16 protein-coding genes are annotated in these 17087 nt (G+C 72.2%); 4 read left to right on the top strand and 12 right to left on the bottom strand.

Going from position 1 to position 17087, the window contains the following annotated elements:
* Positions 1-24: 24 nt before the first annotated feature.
* The 5 genes from ACIOD1_RS13615 to ACIOD1_RS13595 all read right to left on the bottom strand — a co-directional run bounded on the left by ACIOD1_RS13615 (position 25) and on the right by ACIOD1_RS13595 (position 5011).
* Positions 25-1236 (bottom strand): LLM class flavin-dependent oxidoreductase, encoded by a 1212-nt coding sequence (locus tag ACIOD1_RS13615; RefSeq protein ID WP_401902237.1) that lies wholly within the window; start codon positions 1234-1236, stop codon positions 25-27.
* A gap of 123 nt (positions 1237-1359) precedes the next feature.
* Entirely contained in the window at positions 1360-2145 is a 786-nt protein-coding gene (locus ACIOD1_RS13610; protein WP_401902235.1) for a GNAT family N-acetyltransferase, read from the bottom strand.
* Entirely contained in the window at positions 2142-3158 is a 1017-nt protein-coding gene (locus ACIOD1_RS13605; RefSeq protein ID WP_365624910.1) for an ABC transporter substrate-binding protein, read from the bottom strand. The genes ACIOD1_RS13610 and ACIOD1_RS13605 overlap by 4 nt, the downstream gene beginning before the upstream one ends.
* A gap of 93 nt (positions 3159-3251) precedes the next feature.
* The gene (locus tag ACIOD1_RS13600) at positions 3252-4034 is read right to left on the bottom strand and encodes an amino acid ABC transporter ATP-binding protein (RefSeq protein WP_365624907.1); all 783 of its coding nucleotides are present in this window, start codon (positions 4032-4034) and stop codon (positions 3252-3254) included.
* Positions 4031-5011, bottom strand: coding sequence for an amino acid ABC transporter permease (locus ACIOD1_RS13595; RefSeq protein WP_401902232.1), 981 nt, complete (start codon positions 5009-5011; stop codon positions 4031-4033). Before ACIOD1_RS13595 ends, ACIOD1_RS13600 begins: the two co-directional genes overlap by 4 nt.
* Before the next feature lie 321 nt (positions 5012-5332).
* Between ACIOD1_RS13595 and ACIOD1_RS13590 the strand changes: the two genes are divergently transcribed.
* Entirely contained in the window at positions 5333-7510 is a 2178-nt protein-coding gene (locus tag ACIOD1_RS13590) for a transglycosylase domain-containing protein (RefSeq protein ID WP_401902230.1), read from the top strand.
* A 92-nt stretch (positions 7511-7602) separates the two neighbouring features.
* Here ACIOD1_RS13590 and ACIOD1_RS13585 read toward each other — a convergent pair whose 3' ends face one another.
* Together ACIOD1_RS13585 and ACIOD1_RS13580 are read right to left on the bottom strand one after the other, a co-directional pair.
* On the bottom strand, positions 7603-8931 hold the full coding sequence (locus ACIOD1_RS13585; protein WP_401902229.1) for a hypothetical protein: 1329 nt from the start codon (positions 8929-8931) through the stop codon (positions 7603-7605).
* 248 nt (positions 8932-9179) lie between these two features.
* On the bottom strand, positions 9180-10103 hold the full coding sequence (locus tag ACIOD1_RS13580) for a D-alanyl-D-alanine carboxypeptidase family protein (protein ID WP_401902351.1): 924 nt from the start codon (positions 10101-10103) through the stop codon (positions 9180-9182).
* Between the two features lie 418 nt (positions 10104-10521).
* On the opposite strand from ACIOD1_RS13580, the gene ACIOD1_RS13575 reads away from it, so the two are divergent.
* The gene (locus ACIOD1_RS13575; RefSeq protein WP_365624892.1) at positions 10522-11475 is read left to right on the top strand and encodes an alpha/beta hydrolase; all 954 of its coding nucleotides are present in this window, start codon (positions 10522-10524) and stop codon (positions 11473-11475) included.
* Positions 11476-11527: 52 nt separating this feature from the next.
* On the opposite strand, the gene ACIOD1_RS13570 is transcribed toward ACIOD1_RS13575, so the two are convergent.
* Positions 11528-11950: an ATP-binding protein gene (locus ACIOD1_RS13570; protein WP_365624889.1), complete on the bottom strand. Its 423-nt coding sequence runs from the start codon at positions 11948-11950 to the stop codon at positions 11528-11530.
* Between the two features lie 145 nt (positions 11951-12095).
* Here ACIOD1_RS13570 and ACIOD1_RS13565 point away from each other — a divergent pair, with 145 nt between their 5' ends.
* Together ACIOD1_RS13565 and ACIOD1_RS13560 are read left to right on the top strand one after the other, a co-directional pair.
* Positions 12096-12308, top strand: coding sequence for a hypothetical protein (locus tag ACIOD1_RS13565; protein ID WP_365624886.1), 213 nt, complete (start codon positions 12096-12098; stop codon positions 12306-12308).
* 55 nt (positions 12309-12363) lie between these two features.
* Positions 12364-12918: a GNAT family N-acetyltransferase gene (locus tag ACIOD1_RS13560; protein ID WP_401902226.1), complete on the top strand. Its 555-nt coding sequence runs from the start codon at positions 12364-12366 to the stop codon at positions 12916-12918.
* Between the two features lie 17 nt (positions 12919-12935).
* Here ACIOD1_RS13560 and ACIOD1_RS13555 read toward each other — a convergent pair whose 3' ends face one another.
* From ACIOD1_RS13555 to ACIOD1_RS13540, 4 genes are all read right to left on the bottom strand, one after another.
* Positions 12936-13763: an aldo/keto reductase gene (locus ACIOD1_RS13555; protein ID WP_365624880.1), complete on the bottom strand. Its 828-nt coding sequence runs from the start codon at positions 13761-13763 to the stop codon at positions 12936-12938.
* A gap of 85 nt (positions 13764-13848) precedes the next feature.
* Positions 13849-14115, bottom strand: a complete 267-nt coding sequence (locus ACIOD1_RS13550) for a GlsB/YeaQ/YmgE family stress response membrane protein (protein ID WP_365624877.1) — start codon at positions 14113-14115, stop codon at positions 13849-13851.
* Between the two features lie 113 nt (positions 14116-14228).
* Positions 14229-15380, bottom strand: a complete 1152-nt coding sequence (locus tag ACIOD1_RS13545) for an AI-2E family transporter (protein ID WP_365624874.1) — start codon at positions 15378-15380, stop codon at positions 14229-14231.
* Positions 15381-15522: 142 nt separating this feature from the next.
* On the bottom strand, positions 15523-16971 hold the full coding sequence (locus tag ACIOD1_RS13540) for a MinD/ParA family protein (protein WP_365624871.1): 1449 nt from the start codon (positions 16969-16971) through the stop codon (positions 15523-15525).
* Between the last annotated feature and the right edge of the window lie 116 nt (positions 16972-17087).

The following is a 17087-nucleotide window of genomic DNA, read 5'->3' as shown; positions in this document are numbered from 1 at the left end:
GTTCGTCCTTCCGGAGGGTCCGGGTCAGGCCGCGGAGCCGGCGGCGGCGTCGGCCGCGGGCCGGGTGGCGTAGCGGTTGGCGGGGCGGTCCAGGCCGAGCAGCCCGCGCAGGGTGTTCGCCTCGTAGGCACGACGGAAGGCGCCGCGCCGCTGGAGTTCCGGCACCAGGCCCCGCGTGAGGGCGGGCAGGTCGTGGGCGATCACCCCGGGCCGCAGCCGGAAGCCGGTCAGACCCGCCGAGCGCCGCTCCAGGAGCAGGTCGGCCAGCTCCGCGGGGGTCCCCGCGAAGACGGGGGCGTCCTCGTCCGCGTACGGCTCGCCCGCCAAGGCGTCGAGTCGCGCCAGGCGGTCCCGGGCGGCGGGGCCGTCCTCGTCCAGGAACACGGTCAGCTCACCGAACAGGTGCAGCGGATCCGAGGCCGCCCCCGAGGACTCCCGCGCGCGGCGGATCCCGGTCACGGCGGCGCGGACCGTGTCGGTGTCGTGCGCGGCCAGGTAACCGATGTCCGCGGAGCCGGCGATGAGCCCGTACGCGGCGCCGCCGTCCCCGGCGGAGCCGATCACGGGCAGCCCCTGCGGCGGGCGCGGGGTGATCGACGGGCCCCGGACGGCGAAGTGCCGACCCTGGAAGTCGATGTGGTGCAGCCTGTCGCGGTCGACGAACCGGCCCGTGGCCACGTCCCGGATCTCCGCGTCGTCCTCCCAGCTGTCCCACAGCCGCCGGACGACCTCGATGTGGTCGGCGGCCTCCTCGTACAGCTCGCCGTCGGCGAAGGGCGGCGTGCGGCGGCCGAAGAGCCGGGCCTCGTGGGCGAGTTCCGACACCTGCACCGACAGGCCGGCGCGACCGCGGCTGATGTGGTCGAGCGTGGCGATGGCCTTGGAGATGTGGAAGGGCTCGGTGTGCGTGACGGTGACGGCCGGGACCAGCCCGATGTGCCGGGTCAGCGGTGCGACCCGGGCGGCGGTGAGCACCGCGTCCAGCCGTCCCCGGACCCGGTCGGTGCGCTCGTCCGGGCCGATGGGGGAGGAGGACTGGAGCGGGAGGCCGTCCTCGAACGTCACGAAGTCGAGCAGTCCCGCTTCGGCCTCGGCGACGAGGCCGGCCCAATGACGGGCGGTGAACAGTTCGGCGGGCCGGGCTCCCGGCTCGCGCCAGGCGGCCGGGTGCCGGCCCGCGCCGTCGAGGGCGACGGCCAGGTGCAGGGGTGCGGGAGGGGCAGCGGGAACGGACACGTCGAATAACGCCTTCCTGATCGGCGCGAGGAATGGAAGCCGATGCGGGATCGCGAATTCAGCCCGTCATCAATTGCTCTTCGAAAACGCTACGCCCGATGGCGGTGTCGGACAATGAGCGCACTATGAAGAGAATTTGGCAGAATTGTTTCCCGCCGCCGCCCCGGTCCCCGCGCCCGCCCCCGCGTCGGTCCGCGCCGGAGCGCGGACGGCCGTGAAGGACGGCCTCCGGCGCAGGGTGAAGCCGATCGACTCGTAGAGCCGGATCGCACCGGTGTTGCTCGCGGCGGTGTGCAGGAACGGGACGTCACCGCGCTCCCGGATGCCCGCCGCGACGGCGCGGACCAGCCGGGTGGCCAGTCCGGCGCCCCGGTGCCCGGGGTGCGTGCAGACGGCGCTGATCTCCGTCCAGCCGGGGGGCCGCAGCCGTTCCCCGGCCATCGCGATCAGCCGGCCCTCGTGCCGGATCCCGAGGTACGTGCCCAGCTCGACGGTGCGCGGCAGGAACGGGCCGGGCTTGGTCAGCTCGATCAGGGCGAGGATCTCGGGCACGTCGGCGAGGCCCAGCCGGACCGCCTCCGGGGCCGGTTCGGCCCGGAGCGCGGTGTCGACCAGCTGGACCCCCTCGATCGAGGCGACGGTCTCCCAGCCCTCGGGGGGTGTGAGCACGCCGGCGAGGGAGGCGACGTTGCCCGCGCCGATCAGCGCGCCCAGATCGGACCACGCGCGCGGATCGTCCGGGTCGGCGAGCGCGGTGAAGGGCGCGACGTCCGGGGCGTAGCGGGCGGCGTACGCGTCCTCCCGCCGCCCCGGACGCTCGGCGAAGGCCGCGTGCGCGCCGGACAGCGAGGCCCAGGCGGGGTTGTCCAGGACGTGCGCGGACACCGTCGTGCGGGCGTCCTGGCTCACGAGTTGGTCACCGGCAGGCCGGGCGGGTTGACCTGGGAGGTGGTGACCGCCTCGTTGGACAGGTTCCAGGCGCTGAGCAGCTTCGCGTACTGGCCGTTGGCGATCAGGTGGTTGATGGCCTCCGCCACCGGCTCGGCCAGCCCGCTGTCCTTCTTGGCGGTCGCGGCGATCAGGCCCTGGAGGGACTCGCCGGCGCCGGAGAAGGAACCCGCGTTGCGGGTGGGCGAGGGACCGCTCGCGCTCTGCGTGATGTGGTAGGCGATGGAGGGGTTCGGGCCGAAGTTGATGTCGATCTTCTTGCCGCTCAGGGCCAGGGCGGTGCTGTTGGAGTCGGGGAAGTACTTGACGGTGATGTCCTTGCCCTCGCCCTGGAGCTTCTTCTGCCACTCCAGCAGGATCTTCTCCTGGTTGGTGCCCGAGCCGACGGCCACGGTCTTGCCGGCGAGCGCGCGGTAGTCGCCGCCGAAGTTCCAGGGGTTGTCCTTCAGCACCTCGAAGGCCAGGTTGTCCTGCCGGTAGGAGGCGAAGTCGTACTTCTTCTTGCGTTCCTCGGTGACCGTGACGTTGGTGAAGGCCACGTCGACCTTGCCGCTGTCGATGCCGACGAAGAGGTTCTCCCAGGTGGAGTTCTTCACCACCGGCTTGAGCCCGAGGGTCGCCGCCACGAGCCGTCCGAGGTCCGGCTCGGTCCCGGTGAGCGTCTTCTGGTCGGTGCCGACGTAGGTCAACGGCGGGTACCCGGCGGGCAGGGCGCCGACCCCGACGACCAGCTCGCCGCGCTCGCGCACGGCGGCCGGCAGCTTGGCGCGCAGCGTCTCGACGGCGGGAACCGTCAGCCGGGTCTCCCGGCCGGCACCGTTGGACACGGCGCCGACGGTGACCACGTCGCCGGTCTCGCCGGAGGCCTCCGCCGAGCCGCCGCACGCGGTCAGACCGGAGGCGAGGGCGACGGTGGCGGTCGCCGCGCCGAGGCCGCGGACGAGTCTGGAGCGCAGGTGGGGCAGGTGTCGCATCGGTCTTCCTTTACGGGGGTTCACGTGGGGTGAGGAGTGGTGGCGGGCGTGACGGTGGAAGGGAGAGGGGGAGGCGGGAGGGAGCCGGCGGGGTCAGAGGACCTTGCTCAGGAACTCCCGGGTACGGGGGTGGGCGGGCCGGTCCAGCACCTGCTCGGGCGGTCCCTGTTCGACGATGCGGCCCTCGTGGAGGAAGACGACCTCGTCGGCGACCTCGCGGGCGAAGCCGATCTCGTGCGTGACGATGACCAGGGTCGTGCCGCCGTTGGCCAGGTCCTTGATCACCGACAGGACCTCGCCGACCAGCTCGGGGTCGAGCGCGGACGTCGGCTCGTCGAAGAGGATGACCCCGGGCCGCAGCGCGAGGGCGCGGGCGATGGCCACCCGCTGCTGCTGGCCGCCGGACAACTGCCGGGGGTAGGCGTCGGTACGGTCCCCGAGCCCGACCCGCTCCAGCAGCTCGCGCGCCAGCTCCTCGGCCTCGGAGCGGGGCAGCCGGCCGGTGGCCACGGGAGCCGCGGCGACGTTGTCCAGCACGGTCAGGTGCGGGAAGAGGTTGAAGTTCTGGAAGACGAAGCCGATCCTGCCGCGCTGGGCCAGGATCGCGCGCTCGCCCAGCTCCTTGAGCCGCTCCCCGTGCCGCTGGACCCCGATCGGCTCGCCGCCCACGCTGACGTAGCCGGCCTCCGGCTTCTCCAGGTGGTTGAGGACGCGCAGCAGCGTGGACTTGCCGGAGCCCGAACGCCCCAGGATCACCGTGACCGTGCCCGGCCTGACCTCCAGGTTCACCCCGTCCAGGACCCGGTGGCCGCCGAACCACTTGTGTACGTCGTGCACCTCGATCGCGGCGGGCCGCGCGGTGGCGGTGGTGCTCATCGGGCCGTCTCCTTCCGCAAGCGGGCCCGCAGGTCGCGCACGCCGGCCCGGGCCCGCTGGGCGGGGGTGGCGGGCAGCGTGCGCAGCGCCCCGCGGGCGTAGTACCGCTCGACGTAGAACTGCGCGACGGAGACGAGGCTGGTGAGGACCACGTACCAGACGGTGGCCACCAGCAGCAGCGGCACCACGTCGCCGGGATAGGTGCTGCCCAGGCTCTGGACCGAGCCGAACAGGTCGAGCAGGGACACGTAGAACACCAGCGAGGTGGCCTTGACCAGGCCGATCAGCTGGTTCACGTACGCCGGGACGATGGAGCGCAGCGCCTGCGGAAGGACGATCCGGGCGAACTGGTACCGCTTGGGCAGCCCCAGGGCGGCGGCCGCCTCGTGCTGGCCCTGGTCCACGGACAGCACACCGGCCCGGACCACCTCGGCCGCGTACGCCGCCTCGCTCAGGCTCAGGCCGACGACGGCGACCACGATGTCGGTGGCGAGGCGGGACTCGTCGAAGGTGAAGAAGGCGGGCCCGAAGGGGATCCCGAGGCTGAGGGTGGGATAGAGGGCGCTGAGGTTGTAGAGGAAGAGCAGGACCACGATCAGCGGCACCGAGCGGAAGAGCCAGATGTACCCCCAGCTGACCGAGCGCAGCACCGGATTGGCGGAGAGCCGGCCCAGCGCGAGCAGCACACCGCCCGCCAGACCGAGGACGGCGCTGTACGCGGCCACCTGGAGGGTGATCCACAGCCCGTCGAGGACGACGGGTCGGGCGAACCAGTACGCGAAGCGGTCCCATTGGTAGAAGGGGTTGGCGAACAGCCCGTGCGCGGCCTGGGAGACCAGGACCAGCACGACGAGGGCGGCGATCCACCGCCCGGGCCGGCGCAGCGGGAGCACCCGCTCGGCGGCCGTGGGCGGGCCGGAGGAACGGGACGGGTCGGATGGGTCGGCGGGCGCGGTGAGGACGAGTGATTCGGTCATGGACACTCCAGCAGCTTCGATGAATCGAAGAATCGAAGAGCAGCCGTCATGTCGGGTAAGAGGCCGCTGATGTCTTTGTCTGCGGCGTAAGCTAGGCAGCGCCGAGAAGGGCTGTCAACGGGCCGGATATCGGTATTCGCGGAACCGTGCGCCATTGTCATCCGCCGTACACAAAACGCCTCCCGGTGAAATAAATCGAGGCGTCCGCGCGGCTTTTCCCGCAGGCGCGCACTCGCCGGCGGGTCCGCCCACCCGCCCGGCCGACGCACAGGTGGACCGCCTAGGGTGAGCCGCAGGCGCAGCGAAAAGGGAGCATTCGTGGTGAGTGGGCAGGGTGCGGCCGGAAGGGGTCGTCGGCGCGGGCGGCGGGCGGCCGAGGACGGCGGAAGGAAGCCGTCCGAGGGCCGCAGGCGCAAACCGGCCGGTTCCGGGCGCGGCCGAGGGGCGGCCGGCCGCGCCGGGAGTGCCGTACGGGCGGTCGGGCGGGCCCTCGGGCCCACCCTCGGACCGGTCCTCGAACGGGCCCTGAAGGCGACTCGCCCGCTCGCCCGACGCCTGCGGCCGGCCTATCCCCGCCCGGGGCGCAGCGGCCCGCGCCGGTGGATACCCTCCTGGCGCCAGTGGCTGGGGGCGTTCCTGTACGCGTTCCTCGGCATCGCCGGCTTCGTCGGCATCGCGTACGCGACCACCGAGATACCCGACGACCTCAACTCCTTCGCCACGCAGCAGGACAACGTCTTCTACTGGGCCGACGGCTCGGTGATGGCCCGGACGGGCTGGGTCAGCCGGCAGGAGATGTCCCTCGACAAGGTGCCCCCGAAGGTGCAGGGCGCGGTACTCGCCGCGGAGAACGCCAGCTTCTACTCCGACCCCGGTGTCTCCCCCTCCGGCGTCCTGCGCGCGTTGGGGGCCGCGGGGACGGGCGGCGAGACCCAGGGCGGCTCGACCATCACGCAGCAGTACGTGAAGAACGCCTACCTGAGCCAGGACCGCACCCTCTCCCGGAAGTTCACCGAGCTGCTGCTCGCGGTGAAGCTCGATCGCCAGTCGAGCAAGCGGCAGATCCTCCAGGACTACCTCAACACCAGCTGGTTCGGCCGCGGCACCTACGGCATCCAGCGCGCCTCGCAGGCGTACTACGGCAAGGACGTCTCGCAACTCAACGCCGGCGAGGGGGCGTTCCTCGCCTCGCTCCTCAAGGGCGCCGGCCTGTACGACCCCGCCCTCGGCAAGGAGAACCACGGCCGGGCGGTCGAACGGTGGAACTGGATCCTGGACCGCATGGTCACGACGGGCCACCTCTCGGCTGCCGAGCGCGCCGGCTACACGAAGTTCCCCGAACCCAAGGGCGGCTACCTGCCCGGCACCGCCAACGCCCAGGACGGCTACCTGGTGGAGCTGGCCAAGTCGTACGCGGTCAAGTCCGCCCACATCGGGGACTCCGACTTCGACCTCGGCGGCTACCAGATCTACACGACCTTCGACAAGAACCGCATGGCGGCCCTGACCTCCGCCGTCCAGGAGACGCGCAAGGACTTCGACGCCGAACGCCGCCCCACCACCGACACCCACGCGAAGATCGGCGCGGCGAGCGTCGCCACCGACGGACGCCTGCTCGCCGTGTACGGCGGCCCCGACTACCTCAAACAGGGCTTCAACGAATCGAACGCGACGACGGTGCCGGTCGGGACGGCCTTCACGCCCTTCGTCTACGCCGCCGCGCTCGACGACGGCGTGCTGCGCACCCGGGGCGCCGCCCGCAGCCCCCTCTCCCCGTCCGCCCTCTACAACGGCAACGACCAGGTCACCGTGCAGACGCCCGACGGCCCGTACTGGGACCGCGGCGGCAAGGTGGTGAAGGGGCGCAACGAAGGCGGTCGCGACTGGGGGCAGGTGACCCTGCGCAAGGCCGTCGCCGACTCCGTGAACACCCCGATGCTGCAGCTCGGCCTCGACGTGGGTCTCGACCACGTCGACGCGCTCGCCCGGCGCACGGGCCTGCTCGGATCGAGCCTCGGGCCGCGGATCCCCACCTTCGCCCTCGGGGAGAACTCCACGCCCAGCGCGATCCGCATGGCCGGCGCCTACGAGACCTTCGCCGCCGCGGGCATGCACACCGACCCCTACTCGGTCCGCACGATCACGCGCAACGGCACCGCGATCCCGCTCGACGCCCCGAAGCCCACCCGGGCGATGTCGGCCCGGGCCGCGAGCACGGTGACCGAGGCGCTCAAGGACACGGTCGCCGTGGGCTCGGCGAAGACGGCGCAAAAGGCCCACCCGGGTGCGGCGGGCAAGACGGGGACGACGGCCGGCGGCACGGTGGGCTGGTTCGTGGGCAACACCACGGGAGAGTCCACGGCCGTGGTCGTCTACCGGATGGCCCTCACGGACCTGATCCCGCTGTCCCTGGAGGGCCTGGGCGGCGACGCCCCCGGGACCCCCGGCTCCGAGCGGGCCGTGCGGCTGTGGTCGCAGTACGTCAAGGCGGTGAAGTGACCGGCGGGTGAGGTGGCCGGCAGGTGACGGACGGGGGCACCGGCCGCCCGGTCACGGCCGGGGGCGCCGCCGACCCCGGTCGCCCCGAGGGGCTACTTGACCAGCGTCTTCCAGTCCGGCGCCTGCGCGGGGTCGAGCAGCCGCAGCTGGTTGAGGACCTTGGGGTCCTGGGCGTCGAGCCAGTCGGCCAGCTCGCGGAACGACACGCAGCGCACGTCCTTGCGCGGACAGACGTCCCTCATCATGTCCTCGACGGCCGTCATGTAGATGCCGCCGTTCCAGTCCTCGAAGTGGTTGCCGATGTACATCGGGGCCCGGCTGCCGTTGTAGACCCGGTTGAAGCCGTTGAGGTAGGACTTCCGGGTCTGGTCGAGCCAGGCCGGGTACTTCGTCGGGTCGCCCTTGGTGCTGTCGCCGGACTGGTTGTAGAGGAAGTTGAAGTCCATGGAGAGGACCTGGGCCTCCTTGCCCTGGAGGGGCACGAGCTGGAGGGGGAAGTTCCATATGCCGTTCGGCTTGGACGGCCACAGCTGGAAGTCTCCCGAGGAACTGGCGTCGTAGCGCCAGCCCAGCGGCTTGATCGCGGTCAGGAGGTTCTTCTGGCCCTCCAGGCAGGGGGCCCGGCCGCCGACCACTTCCCGGTTCGGGTCGAAGGGCAGCGGAGCCTCGCCGGTGAAGCCGGTGTTGGTCTTCCAGTTGTTCATGAACGAGTAGGCCTGGTCTATCTCGCTCTTCCACTCGGCGGGGCTCCACTCCCCGCCCCCCTGGGGCCCGCAGAAGTGTCCGTTGAAGTGCGACCCGATCTCGTTGCCGTCGGTCCAGGCTCCGCGCAGCTGCTGCAGGGTGCTCTTGACGTGCGGGACGGTCGGGTACGAGATGGCCGCCGAGCCCTGGCTGTGCTGCGGCGGGCGGTACAGCATCCGCTGGTTCTCCGGCAGCAGGTAGATGCCGGTGAGGAAGAAGGTCATGTGGGCGTTGCTCTCCCGCGCCACCTGGCGGAAGTGCGAGAAGAGGTGATCGTCCCCCTCCAGCGCGCCGTCCCAGGAGAACACCACGAACTGCGGGGGCTTCTCGCCGGGCTTGAGGCGCTCGGCCTTGAGGGTGCCGCGTTGCGGCCCGGTGTAGGACGTCGACCCGTCGCCCAGCACCTTGGTCTTGCCGTCCCAGGGCTCCTCGTCCTTCTTGGCGCCGCCCTGGCCGCCCGCCCCGCCGCCCAAGGCGGCTTCCGCGGACTTCGGGTCGCGCCCGGGATCCTCCGAGCCGCCCAGGGCGAAGGCGCAGGCGCCGGCGACGATCCCACCGAGGGCCAGCGCCGCGACACCTATCCCCAGGCGCCGACGGTCGCGCGCCTTCCTACGGGCCTTGAGGGCGGACCGGGACTCGGACTCGGCGCGCGGAGCGGAGGCCTCGGCATCGGCCATGGCGGCTCTCCCCCTGACTCACGCAGCAGGGCCGCGCATGGATGGTTCGTACGAATATAGAACGTGTCGCCCCGGTCCGTGCGGGCGGGACCACATGTTCAAGCCACTCCACAGCCCGCGCACAGCCGGCCCACAGGAGGCCGCCCCGGCGTGCGGGGCCCGGCGGCGCGCCCCCCCAGGGCGCCCCGCGGACGTTTGCGGACATGGCGACGCGGGACGGACACCCTGGTGTCCGCCCCGCGTCAGGATCAGTCGAGGACGTCCGGTATCGGGTCCGTGTTACCGCGCTGGACGGCGTTCTTGGAGCCTGCGGCCGGGCCGAGGGCCCAGTCGGAGAGCGCCATCGAGTCCGCGTAGCGTTCCTCGTCGTTGAGCAGGACCCCGATGACCGTCTTGCCGTTGCGGGTCACCGCGAAGACGAGGCACTTGCCCGCGGCCGAGCCGGTGCCGGTCTTGACCCCGATCGCACCCGGGAATCCGTACCCGGTGGGACGCGCCCGGATCAGCAGGTTGCTGTTGCCCCACGTGGCGTTGACGGAGGTTCCGCCGCTGCTGTAGGTGGTGGTCTTCACGACCGTCTGGAACAGCGTGTTGGTCATCGCGTACTGGGTGAGCTTCGCGATGTCGCGCGGGGTGGTGAGGTTCTTGCCGGTCGGCGAGATGCCGTCGAAGGTGTCGTACGTGGTGTTGGTCATGCCCAGGGACTTCGCCTTGGCGTTCATCTTCGCGATGAAGTCCGCCGTGCGGGCCGCCGTGGTCGTGCCCGCGCCGAAGGTGTCCGCGAGCGCGAAGGCCGCGTCGCAACCCGAGGGCAGCATCAGCGCGTACAGGAGCTGACGGACGGTCGGCGTGGCGCCGGCCTTCAGGTTCGCCGAACTGGCCCCCTCCCGGTAGACGTAGTCGAGGTACGCCTGCTTGACGGTGACCTTCCGGTCGAGGTTCAGGCCCGGAAGGGTCGTCACCACCGCGGCCGTCATGATCTTCGTGGTGCTCGCCATCTGGCGTTTGGTGTCAGCGGCCTTGGAGGTGAGGACGGCGCCGTTGGCGCTGTTCATCAGGAACGCGCCCGCGGCCCTGACGGGCGGCGCGGCGGCGGCCTGGGCCGGCACCGACACTGCCACCAGGGCGCCGGTGGCGATGGTGACGGCGAGCGCGCCCCGGGCGCGCCGCATCAGATTGGATATCAAGTCAGCCCTCGAATGCGTTGAAGAGTCCCGAAGGGGAAGGGGGGAAGACACCCCTCGGCGCTCCCTCCCCGCGGGAGATTATGCAGCCGATGGAGGGGTCCGACCGCCGCCGTGACGTCACGCTTCGGGAACGCCGCACACGACGAAGCGCTCCGCGCCGCTCCCGTCCCACCCGCACCGCGCACGCACCCCCTGAGCAGCGCGTACGCATGCTCCTCGAACGGGGACGCCCACCGCGCCCGCGCCGGTTGACGGTCCGCGCGGCGACCCCGCGTCCGGCGCCTCGTACGGCCCCGGGTTCGGCCCCGCGGCCCGGCCGGGAGGGGGCGCCGGTGTGATTCCGGACGCCGTCCGGGGCATCTGTGAACAGCCCGACCCTCCGCACCCGACGAGGAGCCCCGTCATGCCCGACCAGCCGGTACTCGAACCCGCCGCGCAGGCCTTCGCCGACGCCACCGCCCAACCGCCGTACCTGTACGAGATCCCGCCCGCCGAAGGCCGCAAGGCCGTGGACGACGTACAGAGCGGCGAAGGCGTCACCCCGCCCGCCGTGGACGAGGAGTGGATCACCGTCCAGGGCGGGCCCACCGGCGCCGTCCGCACCCGGATCGTCCGCCCCGCCGGCGCCACCGGCGCCCTCCCCGTCATCCTCTACATCCACGGCGCCGGCTGGGTCTTCGGCAACGCCCACACCCACGACCGCCTGGTCCGTGAACTGGCGATCGGCGCCGGGGCCGCCGTGGTCTTCCCCGAGTACGACCTCTCGCCCGAGGCCCGCTACCCCGTCGCCATCGAGCAGAGCTACGCCGTCGCCCGGTGGATCGCCCGCGAAGGGCGCCACAAGGACCTGGACGGAACCCGGATCGCCGTCGCGGGCGACTCCGTCGGCGGGAACATGAGCGCCGCCCTCACCCTGATGGCCAAGGAACGCGGCGACGTCCGCCTCCTGCACCAGGTCCTCTTCTACCCGGTCACCGACGCCGCCTTCGACACCGACTCCTACCAGCGCTTCGCCACCGGCTACTTCCTGCGCCGCGACGCCATGCGGTGGTTCTGGGACCAGTACACGACGGACGAGGCCGAGCGCGCCCTGATCACCGCCTCCCCGCTGCGCGCCACCTCCGACCAGCTCACCGGGCTGCCGCCCGCCCTGGTCATCACCGCCGAGGCCGACGTCCTGCGCGACGAGGGCGAGGCGTACGCGGCGAAGCTCCGCGCCGCCGGAGTTCCCGTCACCGCCCTGCGCGTCCAGGGGACCATCCACGACTTCGTCATGCTGGACGCGCTGCGCGACACGCGTGCCTCACGGCTCGCCACCGGCCTCGCCGCCCACACCCTGCGCGAGGCCCTCGCGTGAGCGGCGCCCGAGACACTCCGGGCGCCGCCGACGTACATCGGGAAGACGGGCGTCAGGAACCGGAGGCGGGCGGGAGCGGGCGGAAACAGGCGGTGACGTCCTTGCCGTTCGGGCACCGGTAGGCCTCCCAGCTGTCGGCGAGCGCGTCGACCAGGAACATGCCGCGTCCCCCGAGTCCGTCCTCCGTCGGCTCCCGGCGCCGGGGCAGCTCGGGGGACGAATCGTGCACGGTCACGTGCAGGCATTCACCGTCCCAGGCGAGCACCAACTGTGCGGCGTCGCGGGCGTGGACGTGTGCGTTGGTCACCAGCTCGGACACGGCCAACAGGACCGAGTCCACCGTCTCCGGAGCCGTCCGCGACCAGTCCAACGTGGCCAGATGGGCCCGCGCCCAGTCCCTGACCGACTTCACGCCGTGGCTCACCGGGAGCGAGCGCGCCCAGCCGACCGCCCTCAGCGAAGGGTCGTCCACCATCGTTCCTCCTCCCGCCCGAGGGCCGGTACCCCTACACGCCTACCCCGTCCCCGCTACTCCACCCCGTGTCACCCGGGTACTACACGACGACATCCCGGGCAGACGTGCCACGACGGAGCGCCACAGCCCCTCGAAGGAGAACGCCATGGAACAGGTGTCCGGCTCTTCCTCCGCACAACTCGCCGAAGACGCGCGCACGGCACTGGCCGACGTGAGCGACCCCTCGACCCGGGCGGCGCTGCTCGCCGCCCTCGCCGTGGTGAGCGAACTCCAGGTCCTGAACCGCTCCGCGCAGGGCATCGAGGCCCACCTCAAGCAGGTGAACCAGTACCTCGGCGGCATGGCGAACAAGCCGTAGGCCCGCCGGACCGCCCTCACCGCATGGACATATGGGTTCATGTCATCATCCGGGCATGAGCGAAGTCGAGCTAGTCCCCCTCCAGCTGACCCATCTCCACGCCGTCCTCGATCTCGGGTACCGGTCGTTCGACGTGAAGGCGATGCCGTACACCTCGTGGTCGCTGTCCTCGGTGGCCGCGCACTGGGACGCCCAACCGGACGCCTGCTGGATCGCCCGCGACGAGGAGGGACTGCTCGGCTTTGTCCTCGGCTCGCCGTCCTACGACGAGCGGGAGGACTGGGGCTACCTTGAGTGGATCGCGCTGGAGGAGCGCGCCCGGGGCCGGGGCGTCGCGAGCGCCCTGGTGGAGCGCTGCTGCGCCGCGCTCTTCGCGGCGGGGGCGTCCCGGATCATCACCGACGTGGAGAGCGGGAACGCCGCCTCGGCGGCCATGATGCGGCGCAACGGCTTCACCGAGAAGGTCACCGTCACGCTCTTCGTCCGGTCCAACCCGGACGAACACGCCGCCGCGAGCGCCCACGCCCCCAAGGACCCCGCCCGCACGCGCCTGCGCCGTGCCGCCAGGGCCACCGAATCCCGCCCCGGCCCCTCGGTCGACCCCGTGTGAGGGCCCCGGCCCTCGGGTCAGCCCTCGAAGCGGTCCGGGTCGGGTCCGGTCCGCTCGTCGCGGTTCAGTGCGGAGATCTCGCCCATGTCGGCTTCGGCGAGTTCGAAGTCGAACAGGTCGAGGTTCTCCTCGATGCGCGCGCGGGTCACGGACTTGGGGAAGACGACGTCCCCCCGCTGAAGGTGCCAGCGCAGGGTCACCTGGGCCGGAGATTTGCCCGTCCGCTCCGCCACGCGGTGGATGGCCGGGGCGTCCAGGACCTTGCCCCGCGCGATCGGCGACCAGGCCTCGGTGGCGATGTCGTGCTCGGCGCCGAAGGCCCTGACGTCATCCTGGGTGAGGTACGGGTGCACCTCGATCTGGTTGACCGCGGGCACCACCAGACTGCTTTCCATCAGTCGCCGCAGGTGGTGGGGCTGGAAGTTGGAGACACCGATGGCCTTGGCCCGTCCGGAGCGGTAGATCTCCTCCATGGCCTTCCAGGTCTCCACGAAGTCGCGGCGGGTGGGCAGCGGCCAGTGGATGAGGAAGAGGTCCAGGTGATCGAGGCCCATCGCGTCGAGGCTGCCGTCGAAGGCCCTCAGGACGTCGTCGTGGGCGTGGGCCCCGTTGTCGAGCTTGCTCGTCACGAAGACGTCGGCGCGGTCGAGGCCGGACTCTCGGACCGCCTGGCCGACCTCCTTCTCGTTGCCGTACATCTGCGCCGTGTCGATGTGCCGGTAGCCGACCTCCAGTGCGGTCAGCGTCGTCTCCCGGGTCTCCTCCGGAGGGATCTGGAAGGTGCCGAAGCCCAACTGGGGTATGCGCACGGCGTTGTTGAGGGTGATTTCGGGAACTGTGGTCACGGTGGCTCCTGGTGTTGCCGGTTTCAAGGGTGAGTACGGGGGAGCGGGGGCGTCCCGCGATGCTCCTGCGGCGCACCGCGCCCGTTCAGCGGGCGCGGCTGCCCGTCACGAGCCGGTAGAGCAGGAGCAGCACGACCGAGCCGGCGATGGCCGCGATCCAGGTCGAGAGGTGGAAGAACCCGTTGATCGAGTCCACGCCGAAGAGGACCTTCCCCAGCCATCCGCCGAGCAGGCCGCCGATGACACCGATGAGGATGGTGACCAGGCAGCCGCCGGGGTCGCGGCCGGGGGTGAGGGCCTTGGCGATGGCTCCGGCCAGCAGGCCGAGCAGGATCCAGGCGATGATTCCCATGACCCTGAAAGCTCCTTCTGTGGGGGAAAGTGGGGGCACACCCCAGAGTGTCCGGAAAAAATGTGTTCAAACCGGGTCTTTTCGGGGTGCCTGTGAAGGAGTCGAGCCTCCCGTCAACCGGTACTCACGGAGGTCGCCTCCGCGCCGGCCGCCTCGCGCAGGCGTCCCACCATCGTGTTGGCGACCGCCACGAGGGGCACGGCGATCACCGCTCCGCCGACGCCCGCAGCGAGTCCGCCCGCCGCGACGGAGAGGATGACGGCCAGCGGATGGACGCGGACGGCGCGGCCGAGGATGAACGGCTGGAGGACATGGCCCTCCAGCTGTTGCACGGCCAGGACGACGAGGAGCACGGCCAGCGCGGTGACCGGCCCGCAGGTCACCAGCGCGACGAGGACCGCCAGCGCCCCCGAGGCCACGGCTCCCGCCAGGGGGACGAACGCGCACACGAAGACCAGCGCCGCCAGCGGGACGGCGAGGGGCACGTCCAGCAGGTACAGGCCGAGACCGATGAAGAGGCCGTCGATGAACGCCACGGCCACCGTGCCGCGCACGTAGGCGGTCAGGGTGCGCCAGGCGTGCGGAGCCGCCGCGGCCACCGCGGGCCTCCCGGCACCGGGCACCAGGCCGAGGACCCAACGCCACACGCGGGGGCCGTCGTAGACCAGGAACAGGGTGGAGAAGGCCGTCAGCAGGACCCCGGTCAGGAACTCCGCCGCGAAGGTGGCTCCCTGGAGGCCGGTGGCGGCCAGTTTCGACGCGTTGGTCCCGACGGCGTCGCTGAGGCTGTGGGCGGCCTGCTCGACCTGTTGGTCGGTGACGTGGAGGGGACTGTTCAGCGCCCAGGTGCGCAGCTGGTGGATCCCCTCCTGGAGGCGGCCCGCGACCTCGTCGGAGTGGTCGACGACCTGCCAGACGACGAACCAGCCGATCAAGGTCACCACCGCGAACCCGGCCACGATGACGAGGGCGGTGGCCAGGGCGCGGTGCAGGCCGGCGCGCTCCAGGCGACAGACGGCGGGGCGCAGCAGGGCGGTGGCGAAGAGGGCGACGACGAACGAGAGCGCCACCAGCTGCACGGTGGCCACCGCGCGCGCGAGGATCCACAGCGCGGCGGCGAGGACGACCAGTCTCCACGCCGCCTCGGCGCCGACCCGGACCCCCCACGGGAGGACGGAGCTGGGGTCGGGTGCGGTGCGCCGGTTCCCCCCGTCCCCCGGCCCGGACGGACTCTTCGGGGGCGCTGCGTGCTCGTGCGTGGTCAAGGGGGCCCTCACTGGGTGCTCTGACGGTCGGGGGTCACCCGGGGTCCCCTGCCCCCGCCGGGGCGCCGAGAAGGGCGACGTTGGTCCCGGACCGGCGGGACTTTGGTCGCGCGAGCACCGCCGGCCGACCGGCCCGTCTCGCTCAGGCCTGGTGGGTGAAGCCCTGGCCCACGTGGGCTGCCAGCTCGTAGTACGCCGCCCGCGTGGGCTTGCGCAGCTGTGTGAGGTCGACCTCCGCGCCCTGGGCGAGGTGGGGGTCGAACGGGATGGAGACCACCGCCCGGCACCGGCTCGCGAAGTGCTCCACCACGTAGTCCTCGCGCACCACCCGACCGGCGTCGCGGACCCGGGAGATCACCGTCACCGAGCGCTCCACGAGCTGCCGGTAGCCGTGCGCCTCCAGCCAGTCCAGGGTCATGCTCGCGCTGGTGGCGCCGTCCACGCTCGCCGTGGCGACGACCACCAGCTGGTCGGCGAGGTCCAGCACCCCGCGCATCGCGCTGTAGAGCAGACCGGTGCCGGAGTCGGTGAGCACGAGGGGGTACTGGCCGCTCAGCACCTCCATGGCCTGCCGGTAGTCCGTGTCGTTGAACGTCCGCGACACCGCGGGATCGGAGTCGTTGGCGAGGACCTCCAGGCCGCTGGAGGCCTGCGAGGTGAACTGCCGGATGTCCATGTACGTACGGATCTCCGGGAGCGCGGTCACGAAGGTCCGGATGGTGGCCGGGGTCTGGCGCCGCACTCGGCGGCCCAGGGTGCCCGAGTCGGGGTTCGCGTCGAGCGCGAGGACCCGGTCCGACCGCTCGGCCGCCAGGATGGAGCCGAGGACCATGGTGGTGGTCGTCTTGCTGACCCCGCCCTTGAGGCTGATCACCGCGATGCGGTGGCAGCGCCGCAGCGGTGTACGGATGGCCTCGATCCGGGCCTCGTGGGAACGCCCGCCCGCACGCAGCGCGGACAGCCCGCCCCGGGGCCACCGAGAGCCCCCGGGGCGCCGCAACAGCCGGTCCGAGGACAGCTCCAGGTCGGCGGCGCGCCCCAGTTCGATGACGGCGCCGCCCGGCCGGCCCGGGTGCTCGGGAGCCGGGGTCGGCGGGGATGCGGGGGCAGGGGGCGCGGGAGTGGGCGCCGGGGCGGCCGTCGGCGCGGGGGCGGGCGGCGGCCCGGGATCGGCGGCGGGCGGCGCTGCCGGGGTCGGCTCCGCCGTGGCTTCCGAGGTGGGTTCCGCCGGCGCGTCGGCCGGGGCTTCGGCCGCCGGTTCCGCCGGGGTTTCCGCGGTGGCTGCGGGCTCCGGGCGGGGTTCCGGCTCCGCGGGGGCGACCTCCGCCGCCGCTTCGGTCGCCACCGTGCCGCCGGCCGGCTCCGCGGGGGCCCCCGCCGGGGGAGTCGCCCGTGGAGGCGTCGCGGGGGGACCCACCGTCACCGTCCCCGCCGCCGTCACGGCAATCCGGGGAACCGGCACCGTGACCGTGACGGTGGCCCGGGGCCCCGCCGCGACCCAACCCGAACCGGCCGCCGGTTGGTGTTCGGGAGCGTCCTCCCAGGACCACCGGCCCTCCGCGTCGTCCATCCTGCCCACCTTGACGGCCACGGCATGTCCTCCCTGTCCCGGGCGTGTCCGACGCGTTCGCGCGCACCCCGGCATTCTTGACAACGGATGAACCCGCCCACCGGTTCAACGGCCGGTACCACCGTCCGCCGCAGCGA

The sequence above is a fragment of the Streptomyces sp. NPDC088097 genome, from assembly GCF_044741845.1.
Classification (GTDB): Bacteria; Actinomycetota; Actinomycetes; order Streptomycetales; family Streptomycetaceae; genus Streptomyces.
The sequence above is the reverse complement of the archived record's forward strand: the minus strand, read 5'-3'. Positions and strand labels throughout refer to the sequence as shown.

What these genes read in the sequence shown, in the direction of transcription:
- ACIOD1_RS13605 (WP_365624910.1), bottom strand. Translation starts at nt 3,158, where the DNA reads ATGCGACACCTGCCCCACCTGCGCTCCAGACTCGTCCGCGGCCTCGGC.
- ACIOD1_RS13600 (WP_365624907.1), bottom strand. Translation starts at nt 4,034, where the DNA reads ATGAGCACCACCGCCACCGCGCGGCCCGCCGCGATCGAGGTGCACGAC.
- ACIOD1_RS13595 (WP_401902232.1), bottom strand. Translation starts at nt 5,011, where the DNA reads ATGACCGAATCACTCGTCCTCACCGCGCCCGCCGACCCATCCGACCCG.
- ACIOD1_RS13585 (WP_401902229.1), bottom strand. Translation starts at nt 8,931, where the DNA reads ATGGCCGATGCCGAGGCCTCCGCTCCGCGCGCCGAGTCCGAGTCCCGG.
- ACIOD1_RS13580 (WP_401902351.1), bottom strand. Translation starts at nt 10,103, where the DNA reads ATGCGGCGCGCCCGGGGCGCGCTCGCCGTCACCATCGCCACCGGCGCC.
- ACIOD1_RS13575 (WP_365624892.1), top strand. Translation starts at nt 10,522, where the DNA reads ATGCCCGACCAGCCGGTACTCGAACCCGCCGCGCAGGCCTTCGCCGAC.
- ACIOD1_RS13570 (WP_365624889.1), bottom strand. Translation starts at nt 11,950, where the DNA reads ATGGTGGACGACCCTTCGCTGAGGGCGGTCGGCTGGGCGCGCTCGCTC.
- ACIOD1_RS13565 (WP_365624886.1), top strand. Translation starts at nt 12,096, where the DNA reads ATGGAACAGGTGTCCGGCTCTTCCTCCGCACAACTCGCCGAAGACGCG.
- ACIOD1_RS13560 (WP_401902226.1), top strand. Translation starts at nt 12,364, where the DNA reads ATGAGCGAAGTCGAGCTAGTCCCCCTCCAGCTGACCCATCTCCACGCC.
- ACIOD1_RS13550 (WP_365624877.1), bottom strand. Translation starts at nt 14,115, where the DNA reads ATGGGAATCATCGCCTGGATCCTGCTCGGCCTGCTGGCCGGAGCCATC.